This is a genomic window from Hydrogenophaga pseudoflava NBRC 102511, assembly GCF_001592285.1.
Lineage (GTDB): Bacteria > Pseudomonadota > Gammaproteobacteria > Burkholderiales > Burkholderiaceae_C > Hydrogenophaga > Hydrogenophaga pseudoflava.
This window is the reverse complement of record NZ_BCWQ01000002.1, coordinates 15048-32295: the sequence shown is the minus strand read 5'-3', so window position 1 is coordinate 32295 and position 17248 is coordinate 15048. Positions and strand designations below refer to the sequence as shown.

General features: G+C 64.1%; 16 protein-coding genes. 7 read left to right on the top strand and 9 right to left on the bottom strand.

The window, feature by feature from the left end; genetic code table 11:
- The first annotated feature begins 54 nt into the window (after positions 1-54).
- Positions 55-1020 (top strand): asparaginase, encoded by a 966-nt coding sequence (locus HPS01S_RS03030; protein ID WP_066151062.1) that lies wholly within the window; start codon positions 55-57, stop codon positions 1018-1020.
- Between the two features lie 74 nt (positions 1021-1094).
- Here HPS01S_RS03030 and adk read toward each other — a convergent pair whose 3' ends face one another.
- From adk to HPS01S_RS03000, 6 genes are all read right to left on the bottom strand, one after another.
- Positions 1095-1751 (bottom strand): adenylate kinase, encoded by a 657-nt coding sequence (gene adk / locus HPS01S_RS03025; RefSeq protein WP_066151059.1) that lies wholly within the window; start codon positions 1749-1751, stop codon positions 1095-1097.
- Between the two features lie 126 nt (positions 1752-1877).
- Positions 1878-2660, bottom strand: coding sequence for a 3-deoxy-manno-octulosonate cytidylyltransferase (gene kdsB / locus HPS01S_RS03020; RefSeq protein WP_066151056.1), 783 nt, complete (start codon positions 2658-2660; stop codon positions 1878-1880).
- On the bottom strand, positions 2657-2857 hold the full coding sequence (locus HPS01S_RS03015; RefSeq protein ID WP_066151054.1) for a Trm112 family protein: 201 nt from the start codon (positions 2855-2857) through the stop codon (positions 2657-2659). The genes kdsB and HPS01S_RS03015 overlap by 4 nt, the downstream gene beginning before the upstream one ends.
- The gene (gene lpxK / locus HPS01S_RS03010; protein WP_066151051.1) at positions 2838-3944 is read right to left on the bottom strand and encodes a tetraacyldisaccharide 4'-kinase; all 1107 of its coding nucleotides are present in this window, start codon (positions 3942-3944) and stop codon (positions 2838-2840) included. The genes HPS01S_RS03015 and lpxK overlap by 20 nt, the downstream gene beginning before the upstream one ends.
- 10 nt (positions 3945-3954) lie before the next feature.
- Entirely contained in the window at positions 3955-4392 is a 438-nt protein-coding gene (locus tag HPS01S_RS03005; protein WP_066151048.1) for an ExbD/TolR family protein, read from the bottom strand.
- A 20-nt stretch (positions 4393-4412) separates the two neighbouring features.
- Positions 4413-5057, bottom strand: coding sequence for a MotA/TolQ/ExbB proton channel family protein (locus HPS01S_RS03000; protein WP_066151043.1), 645 nt, complete (start codon positions 5055-5057; stop codon positions 4413-4415).
- Between the two features lie 317 nt (positions 5058-5374).
- On the opposite strand from HPS01S_RS03000, the gene xseA reads away from it, so the two are divergent.
- The 3 genes from xseA to HPS01S_RS02985 all read left to right on the top strand — a co-directional run bounded on the left by xseA (position 5375) and on the right by HPS01S_RS02985 (position 9842).
- A complete protein-coding gene (xseA, locus tag HPS01S_RS02995; RefSeq protein WP_066151041.1) occupies positions 5375-6673 on the top strand; it encodes an exodeoxyribonuclease VII large subunit in 1299 nt (432 codons plus the stop codon).
- Positions 6674-6766: 93 nt separating this feature from the next.
- On the top strand, positions 6767-7348 hold the full coding sequence (locus HPS01S_RS22105) for a superoxide dismutase (protein WP_066151037.1): 582 nt from the start codon (positions 6767-6769) through the stop codon (positions 7346-7348).
- A 259-nt stretch (positions 7349-7607) separates the two neighbouring features.
- Positions 7608-9842 (top strand): NADP-dependent isocitrate dehydrogenase, encoded by a 2235-nt coding sequence (locus HPS01S_RS02985; RefSeq protein ID WP_066151034.1) that lies wholly within the window; start codon positions 7608-7610, stop codon positions 9840-9842.
- 70 nt (positions 9843-9912) lie between these two features.
- On the opposite strand, the gene HPS01S_RS02980 is transcribed toward HPS01S_RS02985, so the two are convergent.
- On the bottom strand, positions 9913-10365 hold the full coding sequence (locus HPS01S_RS02980; RefSeq protein WP_066151031.1) for a DUF192 domain-containing protein: 453 nt from the start codon (positions 10363-10365) through the stop codon (positions 9913-9915).
- 134 nt (positions 10366-10499) lie between these two features.
- On the opposite strand from HPS01S_RS02980, the gene icd reads away from it, so the two are divergent.
- The 3 genes from icd (at position 10500) to clpA (ending at position 14758) form a co-directional block, all read left to right on the top strand.
- Entirely contained in the window at positions 10500-11753 is a 1254-nt protein-coding gene (icd, locus tag HPS01S_RS02975) for an NADP-dependent isocitrate dehydrogenase (RefSeq protein WP_066151028.1), read from the top strand.
- Positions 11754-11969: 216 nt separating this feature from the next.
- A complete protein-coding gene (gene clpS, locus HPS01S_RS02970) occupies positions 11970-12326 on the top strand; it encodes an ATP-dependent Clp protease adapter ClpS (protein WP_133156860.1) in 357 nt (118 codons plus the stop codon).
- A gap of 92 nt (positions 12327-12418) precedes the next feature.
- Positions 12419-14758 (top strand): ATP-dependent Clp protease ATP-binding subunit ClpA, encoded by a 2340-nt coding sequence (clpA, locus tag HPS01S_RS02965; RefSeq protein WP_066151025.1) that lies wholly within the window; start codon positions 12419-12421, stop codon positions 14756-14758.
- Positions 14759-14835: 77 nt separating this feature from the next.
- On the opposite strand, the gene HPS01S_RS02960 is transcribed toward clpA, so the two are convergent.
- Together HPS01S_RS02960 and HPS01S_RS02955 are read right to left on the bottom strand one after the other, a co-directional pair.
- A complete protein-coding gene (locus HPS01S_RS02960) occupies positions 14836-15609 on the bottom strand; it encodes an SGNH/GDSL hydrolase family protein (RefSeq protein WP_066151022.1) in 774 nt (257 codons plus the stop codon).
- Positions 15610-15640: 31 nt separating this feature from the next.
- Entirely contained in the window at positions 15641-17182 is a 1542-nt protein-coding gene (locus tag HPS01S_RS02955) for a helicase HerA-like C-terminal domain-containing protein (protein WP_066151774.1), read from the bottom strand.
- Positions 17183-17248 lie beyond the last annotated feature (66 nt).

Below are 17248 nucleotides of genomic sequence, written 5' to 3'. Positions count from 1 at the left end.
GGCTGTTTGTACATCCAGTATCTGTATTTTTAAACAGTTTCGGAGACTTGGCAAGTGAGCGACAACAACAGAGGCTTTTGCGTGATCCTGGGGACTGGCGGAACGATCGCCGGGCGGGCCGCCCGGGCAGGAGATAACGTGGGATATGTGGCAGGGCAGGTTCGTGTGGAAGATCTTCTGGGGGGCGTTCCAGCGCTGCAAGGCAGTCCACTGGAGGTGGAGCAGGTGGACCAGGTGGACAGCAAGGACATGCACTTCGGTCTGTGGAAGCGGCTGTTGCTTCGGCTCTCTCACCACCTTGCACGCGACGAGGTTGCCGGCGTTGTGGTCACACACGGCACCGACACGCTGGAAGAAACTGCCTTTTTCATCCAGACGGTGCTGCAGCCCCGCAAGCCGGTGGTGTTCACCTGCGCGATGCGCCCAGCCACCGCCCTTGTGCCCGATGGCCCTCAGAACCTGCTGGATGCCGTGACCGTGGCGGGTCATCCCGAGGTTGGAGGGTGTGTGGTGGTCTGTGCGGGGCTGGTGCACGCGCCCGAGCACTTGACCAAGGTTCACAGCTACCGGGTGGATGCGTTCGATTCGGGCGACGCCGGCCCTATGGCGTGTGTGGAAGAAGGCGAGGTCCGGTGGTTCCATCCTCCCGCAAGCCGCCCGATCGCCGAGCGATCTGAGGCACTGCTGGCGCGGGTGCTGCGGGCCGATGCGCTGCCACGCGTCCAACTGGTGACCAGCCATGCCGATGCCGACGGCTCCATCGTTCGCGCGCTGCTGCAGGCGGACCCGGCACTGCGTCCGCAGGGCATTGTGGTGGCTGCCACCGGCAACGGCACGGTTCACCAGTCGCTGGCCTCGGCCTTGTTGGAGGCCATGGCCCGTGGTGTGCGGGTGGTCAGGGCCACGCGCTGTGCCCGAGGGCGTGTGATTCCTGACACGGCCAATCCCATGCCCGACTCCGCCGGACTGCCCCCTGTGAAGGCGCGGCTGGCTCTGGCACTCTCGCTGCTGGAACCCTGACGCGCCAGCCCGTTGCAACGACAAAAAAAGAAACCCGGCAAGTTGCCGGGTTTGCAGGAGGAGTGGGCGCTGGGTCAGGCGGCCAGGGCCTGGAACGCGCGGGCTGTGATCTCATCCACCGAGCCGGTGCCGCTGATGGCGCGGTACTTGGGGGCGGAGGCCGGATCTGTCCTGGCCCACTGGCTGTAGTAGTCGACCAGCGGTCGGGTCTGGGCGCTGTACACCTCCAGGCGCTTCTTGACCGTTTCTTCCTTGTCATCGTCGCGCTGGATCAGCGGTTCACCGGTGACGTCGTCCTTGCCTTCCACCTTGGGCGGGTTGAATTTCACGTGGTAGGTGCGCCCTGAGGCGGGGTGTGAGCGGCGGCCGCTCATGCGTTCGATGATGGCGTCGAACGGCACGTCGATTTCCAGCACGTAGTCCAGCTTCACGCCGGCCGCTTTCATAGCGTCGGCCTGCGGGATGGTGCGCGGGAAGCCATCGAACAGGAAGCCGCTTGCGCAGTCGGGCTGGGCAATGCGTTCCTTGACGAGGTTGATGATCAGGTCGTCACTCACCAGGCCACCGGCGTCCATGACCGCCTTGGCCTGCATGCCCAGAGGCGTGCCAGCCTTCACGGCGGCACGCAGCATGTCGCCGGTCGAGATCTGGGGGATGCCGTACTTCTGGCAGATGAAGGTGGCTTGTGTGCCCTTGCCCGCACCAGGAGCGCCCAACAGGATCAGTCTCATCGTCTTCCTTGTATCAGTGTTTCATTCGTGCTCGCCTGTCTCCGCGGCTGAGCTGGCCCCGGTATCGAGGGTCGAACGAGGATAGCATGGCCTACCCCGACACTGCCTTACAGACAGTGTCGCAGTTCAAGACTTCCGGAGCAGCGCCCGGACCCTTTCCAGGTCCGTGGGGGTGTCCACACCGGGAGCGGCCGCATGGGTCGCGAGATGCACCGCAATGCGCTCACCGTGCCATAGGGTGCGCAGTTGCTCCAGCGACTCCGTCAGTTCCAGCGGTGCCGGCTCCAGCGACGGAAAACGGCGCAGGAAACCCGCCCGGTATCCGTAGACGCCGATGTGCCGCCAAGGGGCCGGAGAAGGCAGGCTGAGCGGCTGGCCGTTCGACATGCCGTCGCGCCACCAGGCGATGGGCGCGCGGCTGAAATACAGCGCCACCTGCCGCCGGTCGAGCACCACCTTGACCACGTTCGGATTGAGAAAGTCTTCCACCTGCTCAATGGCGTGGGCGGCGGTGCTCATCACGCAATCGGGCCTTTGCGCCAGCTGCGTGGCCACTGCGGCGATGAGCGCGGGGTCCACCAGCGGCTCGTCCCCCTGCACATTCACCACGAGCTCGTCGTCAGCCAGGCCAAGCAGTTCACAGGCTTCGGCCAGCCGGTCGCTGCCGGAGGGGTGGTCGGAACGGGTGAGCAGCGCCGTGACGCCATGCTCCGCACAGGCGCTCAGGATGCGGGGATCGTCGGCCGCCACCACCACCTGGCGGGCGCCGCTGAGCAGCGCCTGCCGGGCCACACGAACAACCATGGGCAGGCCCGCAATGTCTGCCAGAGGTTTGTCCGGGAGGCGGCTGGAGGCCATGCGCGCCGGAATCAGCACGCTGAAGGCCGGTGTCCGGACAGCCGCGCTCATGCGGTGGGCGCCGGTGGCCGAGCGGCTTCTTCGTCGCTCAGTGTCCGGGCTTCGTGCTCCAGGAGAATGGGAATGCCGTCGCGCACCGGATAGGCCAGGCGGGCGCTGCGAGAGATCAGTTCCTGGGCCTCGCGGTCGAAGATCAGAGGGCCTTTGGTGACGGGGCAGACCAGCAGTTCAAGCAGTTTGGTATCCATGAGGCGATGATAGTCGCGCGCTTGCACGCAGAGCCTCCAGCCGATGATCCAGTTCAGCCAGAAAGGCCGGGTCGAGCTGAAGCTCCAATGGCACCGTCCACAGGGACGGGCGCCGGTCGGCTGGCAGCGCCAGTGCCTGGGCGAACAGCTTGACCGCATCTTTTTCCGTGCACACCACGGTGGATGAGGGTGAATCCAGGACTGCCTGGTAGGCGTCCGGCGGCGCGTGGTCCGGCAGGGCCACGCACCGGGACAGTGCCAACCCCTGGTCTCGCAGCATTTCGAAGAAGACGTTCGGCCGGGCAATGCCGGCCACGGCCACCAGTTCCCGGCCCGCCAGTTCGGACAAGGGCCGCTCACTGCCACCGGGGCCGCGAGCGACGGCGGAAAGACGTCGGGTGGCCACAAACGGGGTCACGCCCACGGGCAAGGCAAGGGGCAAGACCGGTGCGGAGTCAGCCCGTCGCTGCAGCAAGACAAACTGTGGCGAGAACGGGTCTTCCGCGGCAGGAGGCCAGGGCTCCCTGAGCAGGCCCGCCGGCAGCAGCCATCCGTTGCCGATGCCCCGGTCATCGAACACCGCGATGGCGATGTCACGTCCCAGTGCCAGATGCTGCAACCCATCGTCGCACAGCAGCAGGTCCACCTCGGGGTGCGCCGCCAGCAGTGCACGGGCAGCGTGCGCACGACGCCTTCCCACCACGACCGGCACGCCTGTGCTCCGGTGAATCAGGGTGGGTTCGTCCCCAGCCTCCGAGGCCGTTGTCCCGGATGTGAGCTCCAGCAGTCCTTCACCCAGCCTCCCGTGCCCTCGGGACACCACGCCCGGCGACCAGCCCCGCGAGCGCAGATGGGAGATCAGTGCCATCACCGTGGGCGTTTTGCCCACGCCACCGACCACCACGTTGCCGATCACGATCACCGGCACGGGCAGGCGTTCCACTGGCCATTGACCCTGTGCGTAGCGGCGCCGCCGCAAGCCGACCAGCGCCCGGTAGATCTGGGACATCGGCCACAGCAGGCGGGCTTTCCAGCCCCGCTGCGCCCAGATCGCTTGCCACCGGGCTTCGGCGTCCGGGAGTGTCATGGCGGGGATATCAGGACTTGCCGCGCGACGGGGCAGAGCCGGACTGCTGGGTGGCGAAGGTGATCTGCACCAGCCCGGCGCGCCGCGCCGCGTCCATCACGTTGATCACCGACTGGTGGGTGGCCGCGGCATCTGCGCTGATGATGATCACCATGTCGCGTGTGTCCTGCGTTGCTTCTTCGAGCGCACGGGTGAGCGACTCGACGGACGAGCCGTCCAGCAGCAACTGGTTGATCGCGTAGCGGCCGTCGCTGCTGACCGAGACGATGACTTCCTTCGGGGCGCTGCGCTGGGCCTCGGAATCGGCCACCGGCAGATTGACCTGCAGCTGCGTGTACTTGCTGTAGGTCGTGGTCAGCATCAGGAAGATCAGCACGACCAGCAGGATGTCGATGAAAGGGATCAGGTTGATCTCCGGCTCATCACGGGTTCCAGGACGGAAGTTCATGCGGGGTTCCCGGGCGCTGCTTACTTGTTGCGCAGTGTCACCAGGTGGCGGACGAACCGCTCCGTGGCGACTTCCATGGCCAGCAGGTAGTCGTCGACCCGGGCGCGGAAATAGCGCCAGAAAATCAGCGCGGGAATGGCCACCATCAGGCCAAAAGCGGTGTTGTACAGGGCGATCGAGATGCCGTGCGCCAGCTGGGTGGGATTGCCGCCGCCCGGCATGGTGCCCATGCCACCGTCGCCACCCTGGGAGCCGAAGATCTCGATCATGCCGATCACCGTGCCCAGCAGACCCAGCAGAGGGGCTGCGGAGGCGATCGTGGCCAGCGCCCCCAGGTAGCGTTGCAGCCGCGAACCGGCGATGCGTCCCGCGCCCTCCAGTGAAGATCTCAGGTCGTCTTCGGTGGCCCTGGGGTTGTTGTTCAGGGTCCGAAAGCCGCTGGCGAGCACCTCGCCAAACACCGAGTTCTGCTCCAGCTGGGTGACGACATCCGGGTTGGGGACGCCGTTGCGGGAAACCATGATGGCTTCCTCGAGCAGTTGTGGCGGCAGAACCTTGGCCGCCTTGAGGCTGACAAAACGCTCGATCACGAGGGCGAGAGCGATCACTGAACAGAAGATGAGGGGCCAGATCGGCCAGCCAGCGGCTTGTATGATGGAAAACAAATCAGGGCTCCGGTGCAATCTTTTGATTATGTCTCAGCCCCTGCGACCGCCCGCAGCAGTCCTGCGCCGATGCACCAGCCTCTCCACCCGAACCCGACCCTGGGGTCCATGCACAGATTCTGTGGATAACTTTGTGCAGAACCGTGCCTCGATGGCGGCGCATCCCGCCAAACGTCTGCGTTTCAACAGTTCGATGACAAAACAGGCAGCCCAAAGTGCTTTGAAATCAAGCCACTTCCCGCAGGTCCTAGATGACACGGGGGTAGAGGGCACGGATTCCAGCAACGGCGCGCCTTGTGGACAGGTTCGCCCCGGAGATGCCAGTGTCTGAGCCGTTTTTCACCCAGGACGACGGCTCTGCGCGGCGCGTGTGGGCGGTTGGGCCGCTGATGCAAGCGATTGCGGACGCCTTGTCTGTGCGCTTCAACCCCGTGGCAGTTCGTGGCGAGATCTCGGGCTTCTCCCGTGCCGCCAGCGGACACTGCTACTTCTCGCTGAAGGACGAATCGGGGCAGTTGCGTTGTGCCATGTTCCGCCGTGCGGCGGATCAGCTGCAGTTTGTTCCGCGGGATGGGCTGCTGGTGCAAGCTCAGGGCCGGCTGGATGTCTATGGTCCGCGTGGGGATCTGCAGCTGATCGTTGAGGCGCTCAAACCGGCGGGGCAGGGCGCTTTGTTCGAACAGTTCATCCGGCTCAAGGCTAAGCTGGAGGCGGAGGGGCTGTTTGACCCCCGGCGCAAACGGGAGTTGCCGTCGCAGCCGCGGAGCATCGCGGTGGTGACCTCGCTGGGAGCCGCTGCGCTGCGCGACGTGGTGACCGCACTGCGGCGGCGGGTGCCCCACATACCGGTGCTGGTGCATCCTGCGTCGGTGCAAGGGGCACAGGCGCCGCAGGAAATCTGCCGGGCGCTGGAGCAGGCCTACCAGCGCTTCAGGGACTCCGGCGAAGGCGATGTGCTTCTGCTGGTTCGTGGAGGGGGATCGCTGGAAGACCTCTGGGCGTTCAACGACGAATCGGTGGTGCGCACGGTCGTGCGCGCGCCCATGCCGTTGGTCTGCGGCGTCGGGCACGAGACCGATTTCACGCTGTCCGACTTTGCGGCCGACCTGCGGGCCCCCACGCCTACGGCGGCGGCCGAGCTGTGCGCACCGGCCCGGCAGCAGCGGCTTGACGAGCTGGAGCAGCTCGAAACCGATCTCAGGGATGTGGTCTGGCGGGGGCTGGACCTGCGGGTGCAGCGGCTGGACCGGCTGGCCCAGCGGCTGGGGCGCCCCTCTGGCCGTCTGCACGACAGCAGCCAGCGGCTGTCGGCCCTGCAGCACCGGCTCACGTCGGCGGTGCAGCTGCGCCAGCAGCGCCACGCCCTCCATCTCGAGCGGCTGTCCTCCACGCTGCCCCAGGCGGTCGCACGCGCGCTGTCGGCGCACGTGCAGCGGCTGGATCGTTGCGGTGCGGCGCTCGGCCTGCTGGATCCGATGCTGGTGCTCGAGCGCGGCTATGCATTTCTCTCTGACCGTGATGGACGCGCGATCACCCAGGCCGCGCAGGTGCGGCCGGGCCAATCCGTCACGGCGACCCTGGCGGACGGTTCGGTGGATCTGACTGTGGACCGTTGAGGGGCGGACCTCTTTTCCCCTGAGGGCAGCAGCGGTTCAACGTGTTGCCTACAATGCGCCGGACTTTTCCCACTCAACAGACGAGGACCCCACATGGAACACACCCTGCCCGCACTGCCGTACGCCATCGACGCCCTGGCACCTCACTACTCCAAGGAAACGCTGGAGTTCCACCACGGCAAGCACCACAACGCTTACGTGGTGAACCTCAACAACCTGCAGAAGGGCACAGAGTTCGAGTCCATGGACCTCGAATCGATCGTCAAGAAGTCCAGCGGTGGCATCTACAACAACGCCGCCCAGATCTGGAACCACACCTTCTTCTGGAATTGCATGAAGCCCAACGGCGGCGGTGAGCCTTCCGGTGCGCTGGCCGCTGCGATCAACGCCAAGTGGGGCAGCTACGCGGCTTTCAAAGAAGCCTTCGTCAAGTCCGCCGTGGGCAACTTCGGTTCCGGCTGGACCTGGCTGGTCAAGAAAGCCGACGGCTCCGTGGACATCGTCAACATGGGCGCCGCCGGCACGCCCCTGACGACCGGTGACAAGGCCCTGCTGACCGTGGACGTTTGGGAACACGCTTACTACATCGACTACCGCAACCTGCGGCCGAAGTTCGTTGAAACCTTCCTGGACAAGCTGGTCAACTGGTCGTTTGCCGAAAGCAACTTCGCCTGACGGCGACGGACCAATCCGGTTCGGCGAAGCCCGAAGGTGTCGTGCCTTCGGGCTTTTTTTCATGGCCTCGGACCCATGCGGTCAAGGCAGCGGTGAAAAAAAGTTGGAGTTTTTGATGTTCAATTTTGTTATGTGAGATAACACTTCGAATTTTGAAGCCGAGGTCAGAGGACTGAAAGCAAAATCCCACACCATCGACCGCTTGCCCCGAGTTCGTCGGGAGCGGCGGATTTCCAACAACGACATCAGGAGCCATGCCATGAGCCAACCGTCCTCGACCATCGTTTACACCCTCACCGACGAAGCGCCCCTGCTGGCGACGGCGTCGTTCCTGCCCATCATCCGCACCTTTGCCGCCCCTGCGGGCGTCAATGTGGCCACCAGCGACATCTCCGTCGCCGCCCGCATCCTGGCGCAGTTCCCCGAATACCTGACCGAAGAGCAGCGTGTGCCGGACTACCTGGGCGAGCTGGGCAAGCTGACGCTGCGCCCCGAGGCCAACATCATCAAGCTGCCCAACATCAGCGCCTCCGTGTCCCAGCTGGTGGCGGCCATCAAGGAGCTTCAGGCCAAAGGCTACAAGCTCCCCGACTACCCTGAAAACCCGAAGAACGACGAAGAAAAGGCCATCAAGGCGCGTTACGCCAAGTGCACCGGCTCGGCCGTGAACCCGGTGCTGCGCGAAGGCAACTCGGACCGCCGCGCCCCCCGTGCGGTGAAAGAGTTCGCCCGCAAGAACCCGCACAGCATGGCCGAATGGAGCCAAGCCTCGCAATCGCACGTGTCTCACATGCACGCTGGCGATTTCTACCACGGTGAGAAGTCGATCACGCTGGACAAGGCGCGCGACGTGAAGATGGAGCTGATCACCAAGAGCGGCAAGACCATCGTGCTCAAGCCTAAGGTTTCCCTGCTCGACCGCGAAGTCATCGACTCGATGTTCATGAGCAAGAAGGCCCTGCTGGCTTTCTACGAGAAGGAAATCGAGGATGCCCGCAAGACCGGCGTGATGTTCTCGCTGCACGTTAAGGCCACCATGATGAAAGTCTCGCACCCCATCGTGTTCGGCCACTGCGTGAAAATCTTCTACAAGGAAGCCTTCGAGAAGCACGGCGAGCTGTTCAAGGAGCTGGGCGTCAACGTCAACAACGGCATGGTCGATCTGTACAACAAGATCGCCAAGCTGCCGCAGTCCAAGCAGGACGAGATCAAGCGCGACCTGCATGCCTGCCATGAGCACCGTCCCGAGCTGGCCATGGTCGACTCGGCCAAGGGCATCACCAACTTCCACTCGCCCAATGACGTGATCGTCGACGCCTCGATGCCGGCCATGATCCGCAACGGCGGCAAGATGTGGGACGCGAACGGCCGCCTGAAGGACGTCAAGGCCGTGATGCCCGAGTCGACCTTCGCCCGCATTTACCAGGAGATGATCAACTTCTGCAAGTGGCATGGCGCTTTCGATCCCAAGACCATGGGCACGGTGCCCAACGTCGGCCTGATGGCCCAGCAGGCCGAGGAATACGGCTCGCACGACAAAACCTTCGAGATTCCCGAGGACGGCATCGCCAACATCACCGACCTGGAAACCGGCGAGGTGCTGCTGAGCCAGAACGTGGAAGAGGGCGATATCTGGCGCATGTGTCAGGTCAAGGATGCCGCCATCCGCGACTGGGTCAAGCTGGCCGTCAACCGCGCCCGCAATTCCGGCATGCCGGTGGTGTTCTGGCTGGACGCGTACCGCCCGCACGAAGCCCAGCTGATCCGCAAGGTCAAGATGTACCTGCACGAGCACGACACCAACGGTCTGGATATCCAGATCATGAGCCAGGTGCGTGCGATGCGCTACACGCTGGAGCGTGTGATCCGTGGCCTGGACACCATCAGCGCCACCGGCAACATCCTGCGCGACTACCTGACCGACCTGTTCCCCATCATGGAGCTGGGCACCTCGGCCAAGATGCTGTCCATCGTGCCCCTGATGGCCGGCGGCGGCATGTACGAAACCGGTGCCGGTGGTTCGGCGCCCAAGCACGTGCAGCAGCTGGTCGAAGAAAACCACCTGCGCTGGGACTCGCTGGGTGAATTCCTGGCCTTGGCCGTGTCGCTGGAGGATCTGGGCCTGAAGACCGGCAACAGCAAAGCCAAGCTCTTGGCCAAGACGTTGGACAGCGCCACCGGCAAACTGCTGGACAACAACAAGAACCCGTCCCCCAAGACCGGCCAGCTCGACAACCGGGGCAGCCAGTTCTACCTGGCGCTGTACTGGGCACAGGAACTGGCCGCGCAGACCGAGGATGCCGAAATGGCTGCCAAGTTTGCGCCGCTGGCCAAGCAGCTGGCGGACAACGAGCAGGCCATCGTCGCAGAACTGATCGAGGTCCAGGGCAAGCCGGTGGACATTGGCGGTTACTACAAGCCCGACTTCGACAAGCTCTCCACGGTGATGCGTCCGAGCAAGACGCTCAATGCTGCGCTGGAACTGGTGGCCTGATTCTGGTTTGGCCGTCACCCACCATCAAAAAAGCCCGCCGTGAGGCGGGCTTTTTTATTGGCGTTGTGGTTCAGCGCCGTCCTTCGAAGGGCAGCCCGCCAAGCCGAGACCCCGCCTGAATGCCGCGCTTGGCGAACCAGCCCTGGTGCATCTCCAGCACGTACCGCACCGGCTTGGCGGAACAGTGGGAGTCCAGCGTCCTGGGTTTCATGTCCGCCAGGTTGACGATGGTGCCGTCGTCGGCCACAAAGGCAGCGGTGAGGGGCAGCAGGGTGTTCTTCATCCAGAAGCACTGCCCCGCGGACTCCTCGAAAACGAACAGCATGCCTTCGTTGGCGGGCATCTCAGAACGGAACATGAGACCCGTCGCCCGCTGTTCAGGAGTGGAGGCCACCTGGGCGTGAATCAGGTGCATGCCCGCCTTCAGCGTGACCTTGGGCAGGTCGAGTTGCGGAGCAGTCTGCGACCAAGCAGGAGAGACGAACAGGGCCAGCAGGCCGAGGAGGGTGGTCCGGCGAATCATGGGAAGGTTCTCGTGTCGTGCAAGCGCGCATTGTGCGCGATCAGTCTTGTCAGGCGGAATAGAATTTCCGGCTGTCTGAGCCGATTCCGGCCTCAGAGTTGCCGCATCCATCATTCCACCGGAGATCGTTTTCCATGTATCAGCACATCAAGGTGCCGGCCCAGGGCCAGAAGATCACTGTCAATCAGGACATGTCGCTGAACGTGCCGGATGAGCCTATCGTTCCCTACATCGAAGGCGATGGCACCGGTCTGGACATCACACCGGTGATGCTCAAGGTGGTTGACGCGGCCGTGGAGAAAGCCTACGGCGGCAAGCGCAGGATCCACTGGATGGAGGTGTTCGCGGGCGAGAAGTCGACCAAGGTGTATGGCCCCGACGTCTGGCTGCCGGAAGAGACGCTGGCCGCGCTCAGGGAGTATGTGGTCTCGATCAAGGGCCCTCTGACCACGCCGGTGGGGGGCGGGATCCGTTCTCTGAACGTTGCGTTGCGCCAGGAGCTGGACCTGTACGTGTGCCTGCGGCCGGTGCAGTATTTCAAGGGCGTGCCTTCGCCGCTGAAGGAGCCCGAGAAGACCAACATGGTGATCTTCCGCGAGAACTCGGAAGACATCTACGCCGGCATCGAATACGCCGCCCAGAGTGACAAGGCGAAGAAGCTGATCAAGTTCCTGCAGGACGAGATGGGCGTGACCAAAATCCGCTTCCCTGAAACCTCGGGCATCGGCATCAAGCCGGTGTCGATCGAGGGCACCGAGCGGCTGGTGCGCAAGGCGATCCAGTATGCGATCGACAACGACAAGCCCAGCGTGACCCTGGTCCACAAGGGCAACATCATGAAGTTCACCGAGGGCGGTTTCCGCGACTGGGGTTATGCCCTGGCCCAGAAGGAATTCGGCGCCGAGCCCATCGACGGAGGCCCGTGGTGCCAGTTCAAGAACCCCAAAACCGGCCGCAACATCGTGATCAAGGACTCGATTGCGGACGCCTTCCTGCAGCAGATCCTGCTGCGGCCGGCCGAATACTCGGTGATCGCCACGCTCAACCTCAATGGCGACTACGTCTCTGACGCCCTGGCGGCCCAGGTGGGCGGCATTGGCATCGCCCCGGGCGCCAACCTGTCCGACTCGGTGGCCTGCTTCGAAGCCACCCACGGCACCGCGCCGAAATACGCCGGCAAGGACTACGTGAACCCCGGATCCGAGATCCTGTCGGCTGAAATGATGTTGCGCCACATGGGCTGGACGGAGGCCGCCGACCTGATCATTTCGGCCATGGAGCAGGCCATTCTCTCCAAGAAGGTGACCTACGACTTCGCTCGGCTGATGGACGGGGCCACCCAGGTGTCCTGTTCCGGTTTCGGGCAGGTCATGATTGACCACATGTAGGTCCGGTCTTTCTCCCTCCGGGGAAAGGGCACAAAAGCCGCCAGGAATTGCCATTCCTTGGCGGTTTTTTCTTGGCATCCAGGCGGACAATGGCGCCATGGAAAGGGTCAGCAACAGAGACACCAGGCACCCGGCAGGCGCAGCCCGCCAGCCGGAACTTGCCTGGACATGTCCACAGCCCGACTTGCGAGTCGGCTGGCCGCTAGAATCATTTTCATGGCCACGCAGATACCGAAGAAGCCCCCAGTTCCAGCCGCTCCGACAGGCGTCGGCAGCGATGACTCGGTGGTGCTTGAGCGGCGCACCCAGCGCACCAAGCCACCACAGATGTTTCAGGTCGTGTTGCTCAACGACGACTTCACGCCCATGGAGTTTGTCGTGCACGTGATCCAGGAGTTTTTCAGCAAGGACCGGGAGACGGCCACCCAGATCATGCTCAAGATCCACCTGGAGGGCAAAGGCATCTGCGGCATCTACACCCGGGACGTGGCCAGCACCAAGGTCGATCAGGTGCTGGCGGCATCCCGAGCCGCTGGTCACCCGCTGCAATGTCTGAGTGAACCGGTTGAATAAAGGCGGGTCTACCCCAACTGATGGTCTCTTCCCTGTAAACCTCTACCCGAACGCTTGCGTTTCAGATTCTCACCAGCCCAAAGGAAGCGTCCATGATTGCCCAGGAACTTGAAGTCAGCTTGCATATGGCCTTCGTTGAGGCTCGCCAGCAACGACACGAATTCATCACGGTTGAGCACCTGCTCTTGGCGCTGCTGGACAACCCCAGCGCAGCCGAGGTGCTGCGTGCCTGCTCGGCCAATATCGACGACCTGCGCAAGTCCCTGACGAACTTCATCAAGGACAACACGCCCCAGGTCGCTGGCACCGACGAGGTCGATACGCAGCCGACGCTGGGATTCCAGCGGGTGATCCAGCGCGCGATCATGCACGTGCAGTCCACCGGCAATGGCAAGAAAGAGGTGACCGGCGCCAACGTGCTGGTGGCTATCTTCGGCGAGAAGGATTCGCATGCCGTGTACTACCTGCACCAGCAGGGCGTGACGCGCCTGGACGTGGTGAACTTCATCGCCCACGGTATCCGCAAGAGCGATCCTCCCGAGTCGTCCAAGCCTGGCGAAAGTGCTGCGGACAACGAGGAGCAGGGCGCCGAGGCCAAGAGCAACGAAAAACAGTCACCGCTGGAGCAGTTCACCCAGAACCTCAACCAGGCGGCCAAGGAAGGAAAGATCGACCCGTTGATTGGCCGCGAGTACGAGGTCGAGCGCACGATCCAGATCCTCTGCCGCCGCCGCAAGAACAACCCGCTGCTGGTCGGTGAGGCTGGCGTGGGCAAGACCGCGATCGCCGAAGGCCTGGCTTGGCGCATCACGCAGAATGATGTGCCCGACATCTTGGCCGAGGCCACGGTGTATTCGCTCGACATGGGCGCTTTGCTGGCGGGCACCAAATACCGGGGTGATTTCGAACAGCGCCTCAAGGCTGTCCTGAAGTCGCTCAAGGACAAGCCCAACGCCATCCTGTTCATTGACGAGATCCACACGCTCATCGGGGCCGGTGCGGCTTCGGGCGGGACGCTGGACGCCTCGAACCTGCTCAAACCGGCGCTGTCCAGCGGCCAGCTCAAGTGCATCGGCGCCACCACCTTCACCGAGTACCGCGGCATCTTCGAGAAGGACGCGGCGCTGTCCCGCCGCTTCCAGAAGGTGGATGTGGTCGAACCGACGGTGGAGCAGACGGTGGATATCCTGAAGGGGCTCAAGAGCCGTTTCGAGGAGCACCACAGCGTCAAGTACGCGGTGGCCGCCCTTCAGGCCGCCGCAGAGCTCTCGGCCAAGTACATCAACGACCGCCATCTGCCGGACAAGGCCATCGACGTGATCGACGAGGCCGGTGCGGCGCAGCGCATCCTCACGCCTTCCAAGCGGAAGAAGACCATCGGCAAGGCCGAGATCGAGGAAATCGTGGCCAAGATCGCGCGCATTCCGCCTGCGAACGTGTCCAATGATGACCGAGGCAAGCTGCAGACCTTGGAGCGCGACCTCAAGAGCGTGGTGTTCGGCCAGGACAAGGCGCTGGAGGTGCTGGCCGCCAGCGTCAAGATGGCCCGTTCAGGGCTGGGCAAGGCCGACAAGCCGATTGGCGCCTTCCTGTTCAGCGGCCCCACCGGCGTCGGCAAGACCGAAGCCGCCAAGCAGCTGGCCTACATCATGGGCATCGACCTGATCCGCTTCGACATGTCGGAGTACATGGAGCGGCACGCGGTCAGCCGCCTGATCGGCGCGCCTCCGGGCTATGTCGGTTTCGACCAGGGCGGTCTGCTGACCGAGGCCATCACCAAGAAGCCGCATTGCGTGCTGCTGTTGGACGAGATCGAGAAGGCGCACCCCGACATCTTCAACGTGCTGCTGCAGGTGATGGACCATGGCACGCTGACGGACAACAACGGGCGCAAGGCCGACTTCCGCAACGTCATCATCATCATGACGACCAATGCGGGCGCCGAGACCATGAACAAGGCGACCATCGGCTTCACGAACCCGCGTGTGGCCGGCGACGAAATGGGCGATATCAAACGCCTGTTCACGCCGGAGTTCCGCAACCGGCTGGACGCCATCGTCAGCTTCAAGGCGCTGGATGAGCAGATCATCATGCGCGTGGTGGACAAGTTCCTGCTGCAGCTGGAAGGCCAACTGGCCGAGAAGAAAGTGGAGGTCACCTTCACCGACACGCTGCGCAAGCACCTGGCCAAGAAGGGTTTCGACCCGTTGATGGGGGCGCGTCCGATGCAGCGCCTGATCCAGGACACCATTCGCCGCGCGCTGGCCGACGAGCTGCTGTTCGGACGTCTGACCGAGGGCGGGCGCCTGACGGTGGACCTGGAGTCCAAGGTCGGCGAGGACGGCAAGGAAACGCAGGAGGTCAAACTCGACATCCAGCCGCTGCCCAAGAAGGAAGGCAAGGCCAAGCCCGAAGAGGCCACAGCGGGCTGATCGCCGCCGGCATGTTCAAAAAGAAACCCGGCAATGCCGGGTTTCTTTTTGGGCGCAGCGAGCCGAAGACCCGCCGATCACTGAGTCCGCCAGGCGAGCACGGCGTCCGCCCAGCGGTTGCCCAGCTTGGACTCCCCGCTGACATTGGGATGGACGCCGTCGTAGTTGTCGCCGGTGGAATAACCACTGGCCTGGTTGACCACCGCGATCGGCGATGTGGCGCTGGACCGGCCGGACGCGACGCCGTCGATCAGGCGGTTGAGGGCTGCGGTGCCGGAGGGGGCGGGTGCCGCCGGGATGATTTTGGCCAGCAGGATGTGGGCGTCCGGCTTGCCTGCGCGGATCGCGTCGATGACGCCGCCGAGCTCGGCGGCGATGCCACTGGCCGACTGGCCTGCGAGCACGTCGTTGGTGCCCAGATGCACCAGAACGACATCGGGCTGTGCCTGGGCCACCAGCCCGCCCACCCGGGGCGCGAGCTCGTTGACCGAATAGTCCCAGTAGCCCTCGTGGTCGAGGTCGAAGTCGGAGTTGGGCGGATTCACCGAACCGCTGTCGCGCGAACCCCTGGACACGCCAGACTTGCTGCCGACCAGATTGACTGAGCATCCCGCGCCGTTCAGGCGCTGCCACAGCACCCTGCGGTAGCTGTTGTGGCCGGCTTCGCCCTCGGTGATGGAGTCGCCCAGAGGCATGATGCGCAACGGGCCGCCACTGAGGCCACAGCTGGCCACCTTCTCGGCCGAGCTGCCACCACCTCCGGCGTCGTCGCCACTGTCGCCGCCGCCGCAGGCGCTCAACAGGGCACTGAGGCCGACCAGGCAGGCATGAGCTAAAAAGCGCTGGGGCATATGTAAGGTCCTTGGCGAATGGTTTGAAGGTTCAGCGCTTGCCGCCGAGCAGACTGCCCAGCACGCCGCGCACGATCTGGCGACCGATGCCGCTGGCCACGCTGCGGGCGGCGGTCTTGGCCATGGTCTGGACGATGCCGTCGTACTGTCCACCACGCGGGCCGGTGCGGCCAAACAGGGCTTCGTTCAGCATGCCGCCGATGCCGCCGCTTTCCGCCTCGGCTTTCTTGCCTGCAGCGCCGGGGATGCGAGGGGTCTTGGGTGCATCTTGCGGTGCGGCGTCGGCATCGTCTGCGGCACCCGCATGCTTGCGGAACATCTCGTAGGCGCTTTCGCGGTCCACCACCTTTTCGTACACGCCGGCCACCAGCGAACCCTGGAGCAGCGCTTTGCGCTGTTCGGGGGTGATGGGCCCGAGCTGGCTGCCCGGGGGCAGCACGAACACGCGCTCGGTCTCGCTCGGGCGTCCTTTGCTGTCGAGCAGGCTGACCAGCGCCTCGCCCACCGCCAGCTCGGTGATGGCGGCTTCGATGTCCAGTCCGGCCTTTGGGCGCATGGTCTCGGCGGTCGCCTTGACGGCCTTCTGGTCGCGTGGGGTGAAGGCGCGCAGGGCGTGCTGCACGCGGTTGCCCAACTGCCCGAGCACGGAATCCGGGATGTCCAGCGGGTTCTGCGTCACGAAATACACGCCGACGCCTTTGGAACGCACCAGGCGCACCACCAGTTCGATGCGCTCGACCAGGATCTTGGGCGCTTCGTCGAACAGCAGGTGGGCTTCGTCGAAGAAGAACACCAGCTTGGGTTTCTCGGGGTCGCCGATCTCGGGCAGGCTCTCGAACAGCTCCGACAGCATCCACAGCAGGAAGGTGGCGTACAGGCGCGGCGCGTTCAGCAGCTTGTCGGCGGTCAGCACGTTGATCACGCCCTTGCCACCCACGGTCTGCATGAAGTCGCTGATGTCGAGCATGGGCTCGCCAAAGAACTTGTCGCCGCCTTGCTGCTCGATCTGCAGCAAGCCGCGCTGGATGGCGCCGATGCTGGCGGCGCTGATGTTGCCGTACTCGGTGGTGAACTGCTTGGCGTTGTCTCCCACATGCTGGAGCATGGCGCGCAGGTCTTTCATGTCCAGCAGCAGCAGGCCGTTGTCGTCCGCGATCTTGAACACCAGGTTGAGAACGCCGGCCTGGGTTTCGTTGAGGTCCAGCATGCGCGAGAGCAGCAGTGGGCCCATGTCGGACACGGTGGCCCGCACCGGATGGCCCTGCTCGCCGAACACGTCCCACAGCGTGGTGGGGCAGGCCTGGGGTGGGGTGGGGGTGAGGCCCCGGTCGGCCAGGATCTTGCGGACTTTGTCGGGCAGGTTGCCGGTCTGGCTGATGCCGGTGAGGTCGCCCTTGACGTCGGCCATGAACACCGGCACGCCGATGTTGGAGAACTGTTCGGCCAGGGTCTGCAGTGTCACCGTCTTGCCGGTACCGGTGGCGCCGGTGATCAGCCCGTGGCGGTTGGCCAGACCGGGCAGCAGGTGGCACTGTGTACTGGCGTTCTGGGCGATCAGCATCGGTTCGGCCATGTCGGGCATCCTTGCAGAGAGAGGAGAGGGTGGGTCGTAAAATCGAGAGTTATTACACCAAATTCT

What these genes read in the sequence shown, in the direction of transcription:
- HPS01S_RS02980 (WP_066151031.1), bottom strand. Translation starts at nt 10,365, where the DNA reads ATGATTCGCCGGACCACCCTCCTCGGCCTGCTGGCCCTGTTCGTCTCT.
- HPS01S_RS03005 (WP_066151048.1), bottom strand. Translation starts at nt 4,392, where the DNA reads ATGAACTTCCGTCCTGGAACCCGTGATGAGCCGGAGATCAACCTGATC.
- HPS01S_RS22105 (WP_066151037.1), top strand. Translation starts at nt 6,767, where the DNA reads ATGGAACACACCCTGCCCGCACTGCCGTACGCCATCGACGCCCTGGCA.
- icd (WP_066151028.1), top strand. Translation starts at nt 10,500, where the DNA reads ATGTATCAGCACATCAAGGTGCCGGCCCAGGGCCAGAAGATCACTGTC.
- clpS (WP_133156860.1), top strand. Translation starts at nt 11,970, where the DNA reads ATGGCCACGCAGATACCGAAGAAGCCCCCAGTTCCAGCCGCTCCGACA.
- kdsB (WP_066151056.1), bottom strand. Translation starts at nt 2,660, where the DNA reads ATGAGCGCGGCTGTCCGGACACCGGCCTTCAGCGTGCTGATTCCGGCG.
- HPS01S_RS02960 (WP_066151022.1), bottom strand. Translation starts at nt 15,609, where the DNA reads ATGCCCCAGCGCTTTTTAGCTCATGCCTGCCTGGTCGGCCTCAGTGCC.
- adk (WP_066151059.1), bottom strand. Translation starts at nt 1,751, where the DNA reads ATGAGACTGATCCTGTTGGGCGCTCCTGGTGCGGGCAAGGGCACACAA.
- HPS01S_RS03015 (WP_066151054.1), bottom strand. Translation starts at nt 2,857, where the DNA reads ATGGATACCAAACTGCTTGAACTGCTGGTCTGCCCCGTCACCAAAGGC.
- HPS01S_RS02985 (WP_066151034.1), top strand. Translation starts at nt 7,608, where the DNA reads ATGAGCCAACCGTCCTCGACCATCGTTTACACCCTCACCGACGAAGCG.
- clpA (WP_066151025.1), top strand. Translation starts at nt 12,419, where the DNA reads ATGATTGCCCAGGAACTTGAAGTCAGCTTGCATATGGCCTTCGTTGAG.
- xseA (WP_066151041.1), top strand. Translation starts at nt 5,375, where the DNA reads ATGCCAGTGTCTGAGCCGTTTTTCACCCAGGACGACGGCTCTGCGCGG.
- HPS01S_RS02955 (WP_066151774.1), bottom strand. Translation starts at nt 17,182, where the DNA reads ATGGCCGAACCGATGCTGATCGCCCAGAACGCCAGTACACAGTGCCAC.
- lpxK (WP_066151051.1), bottom strand. Translation starts at nt 3,944, where the DNA reads ATGACACTCCCGGACGCCGAAGCCCGGTGGCAAGCGATCTGGGCGCAG.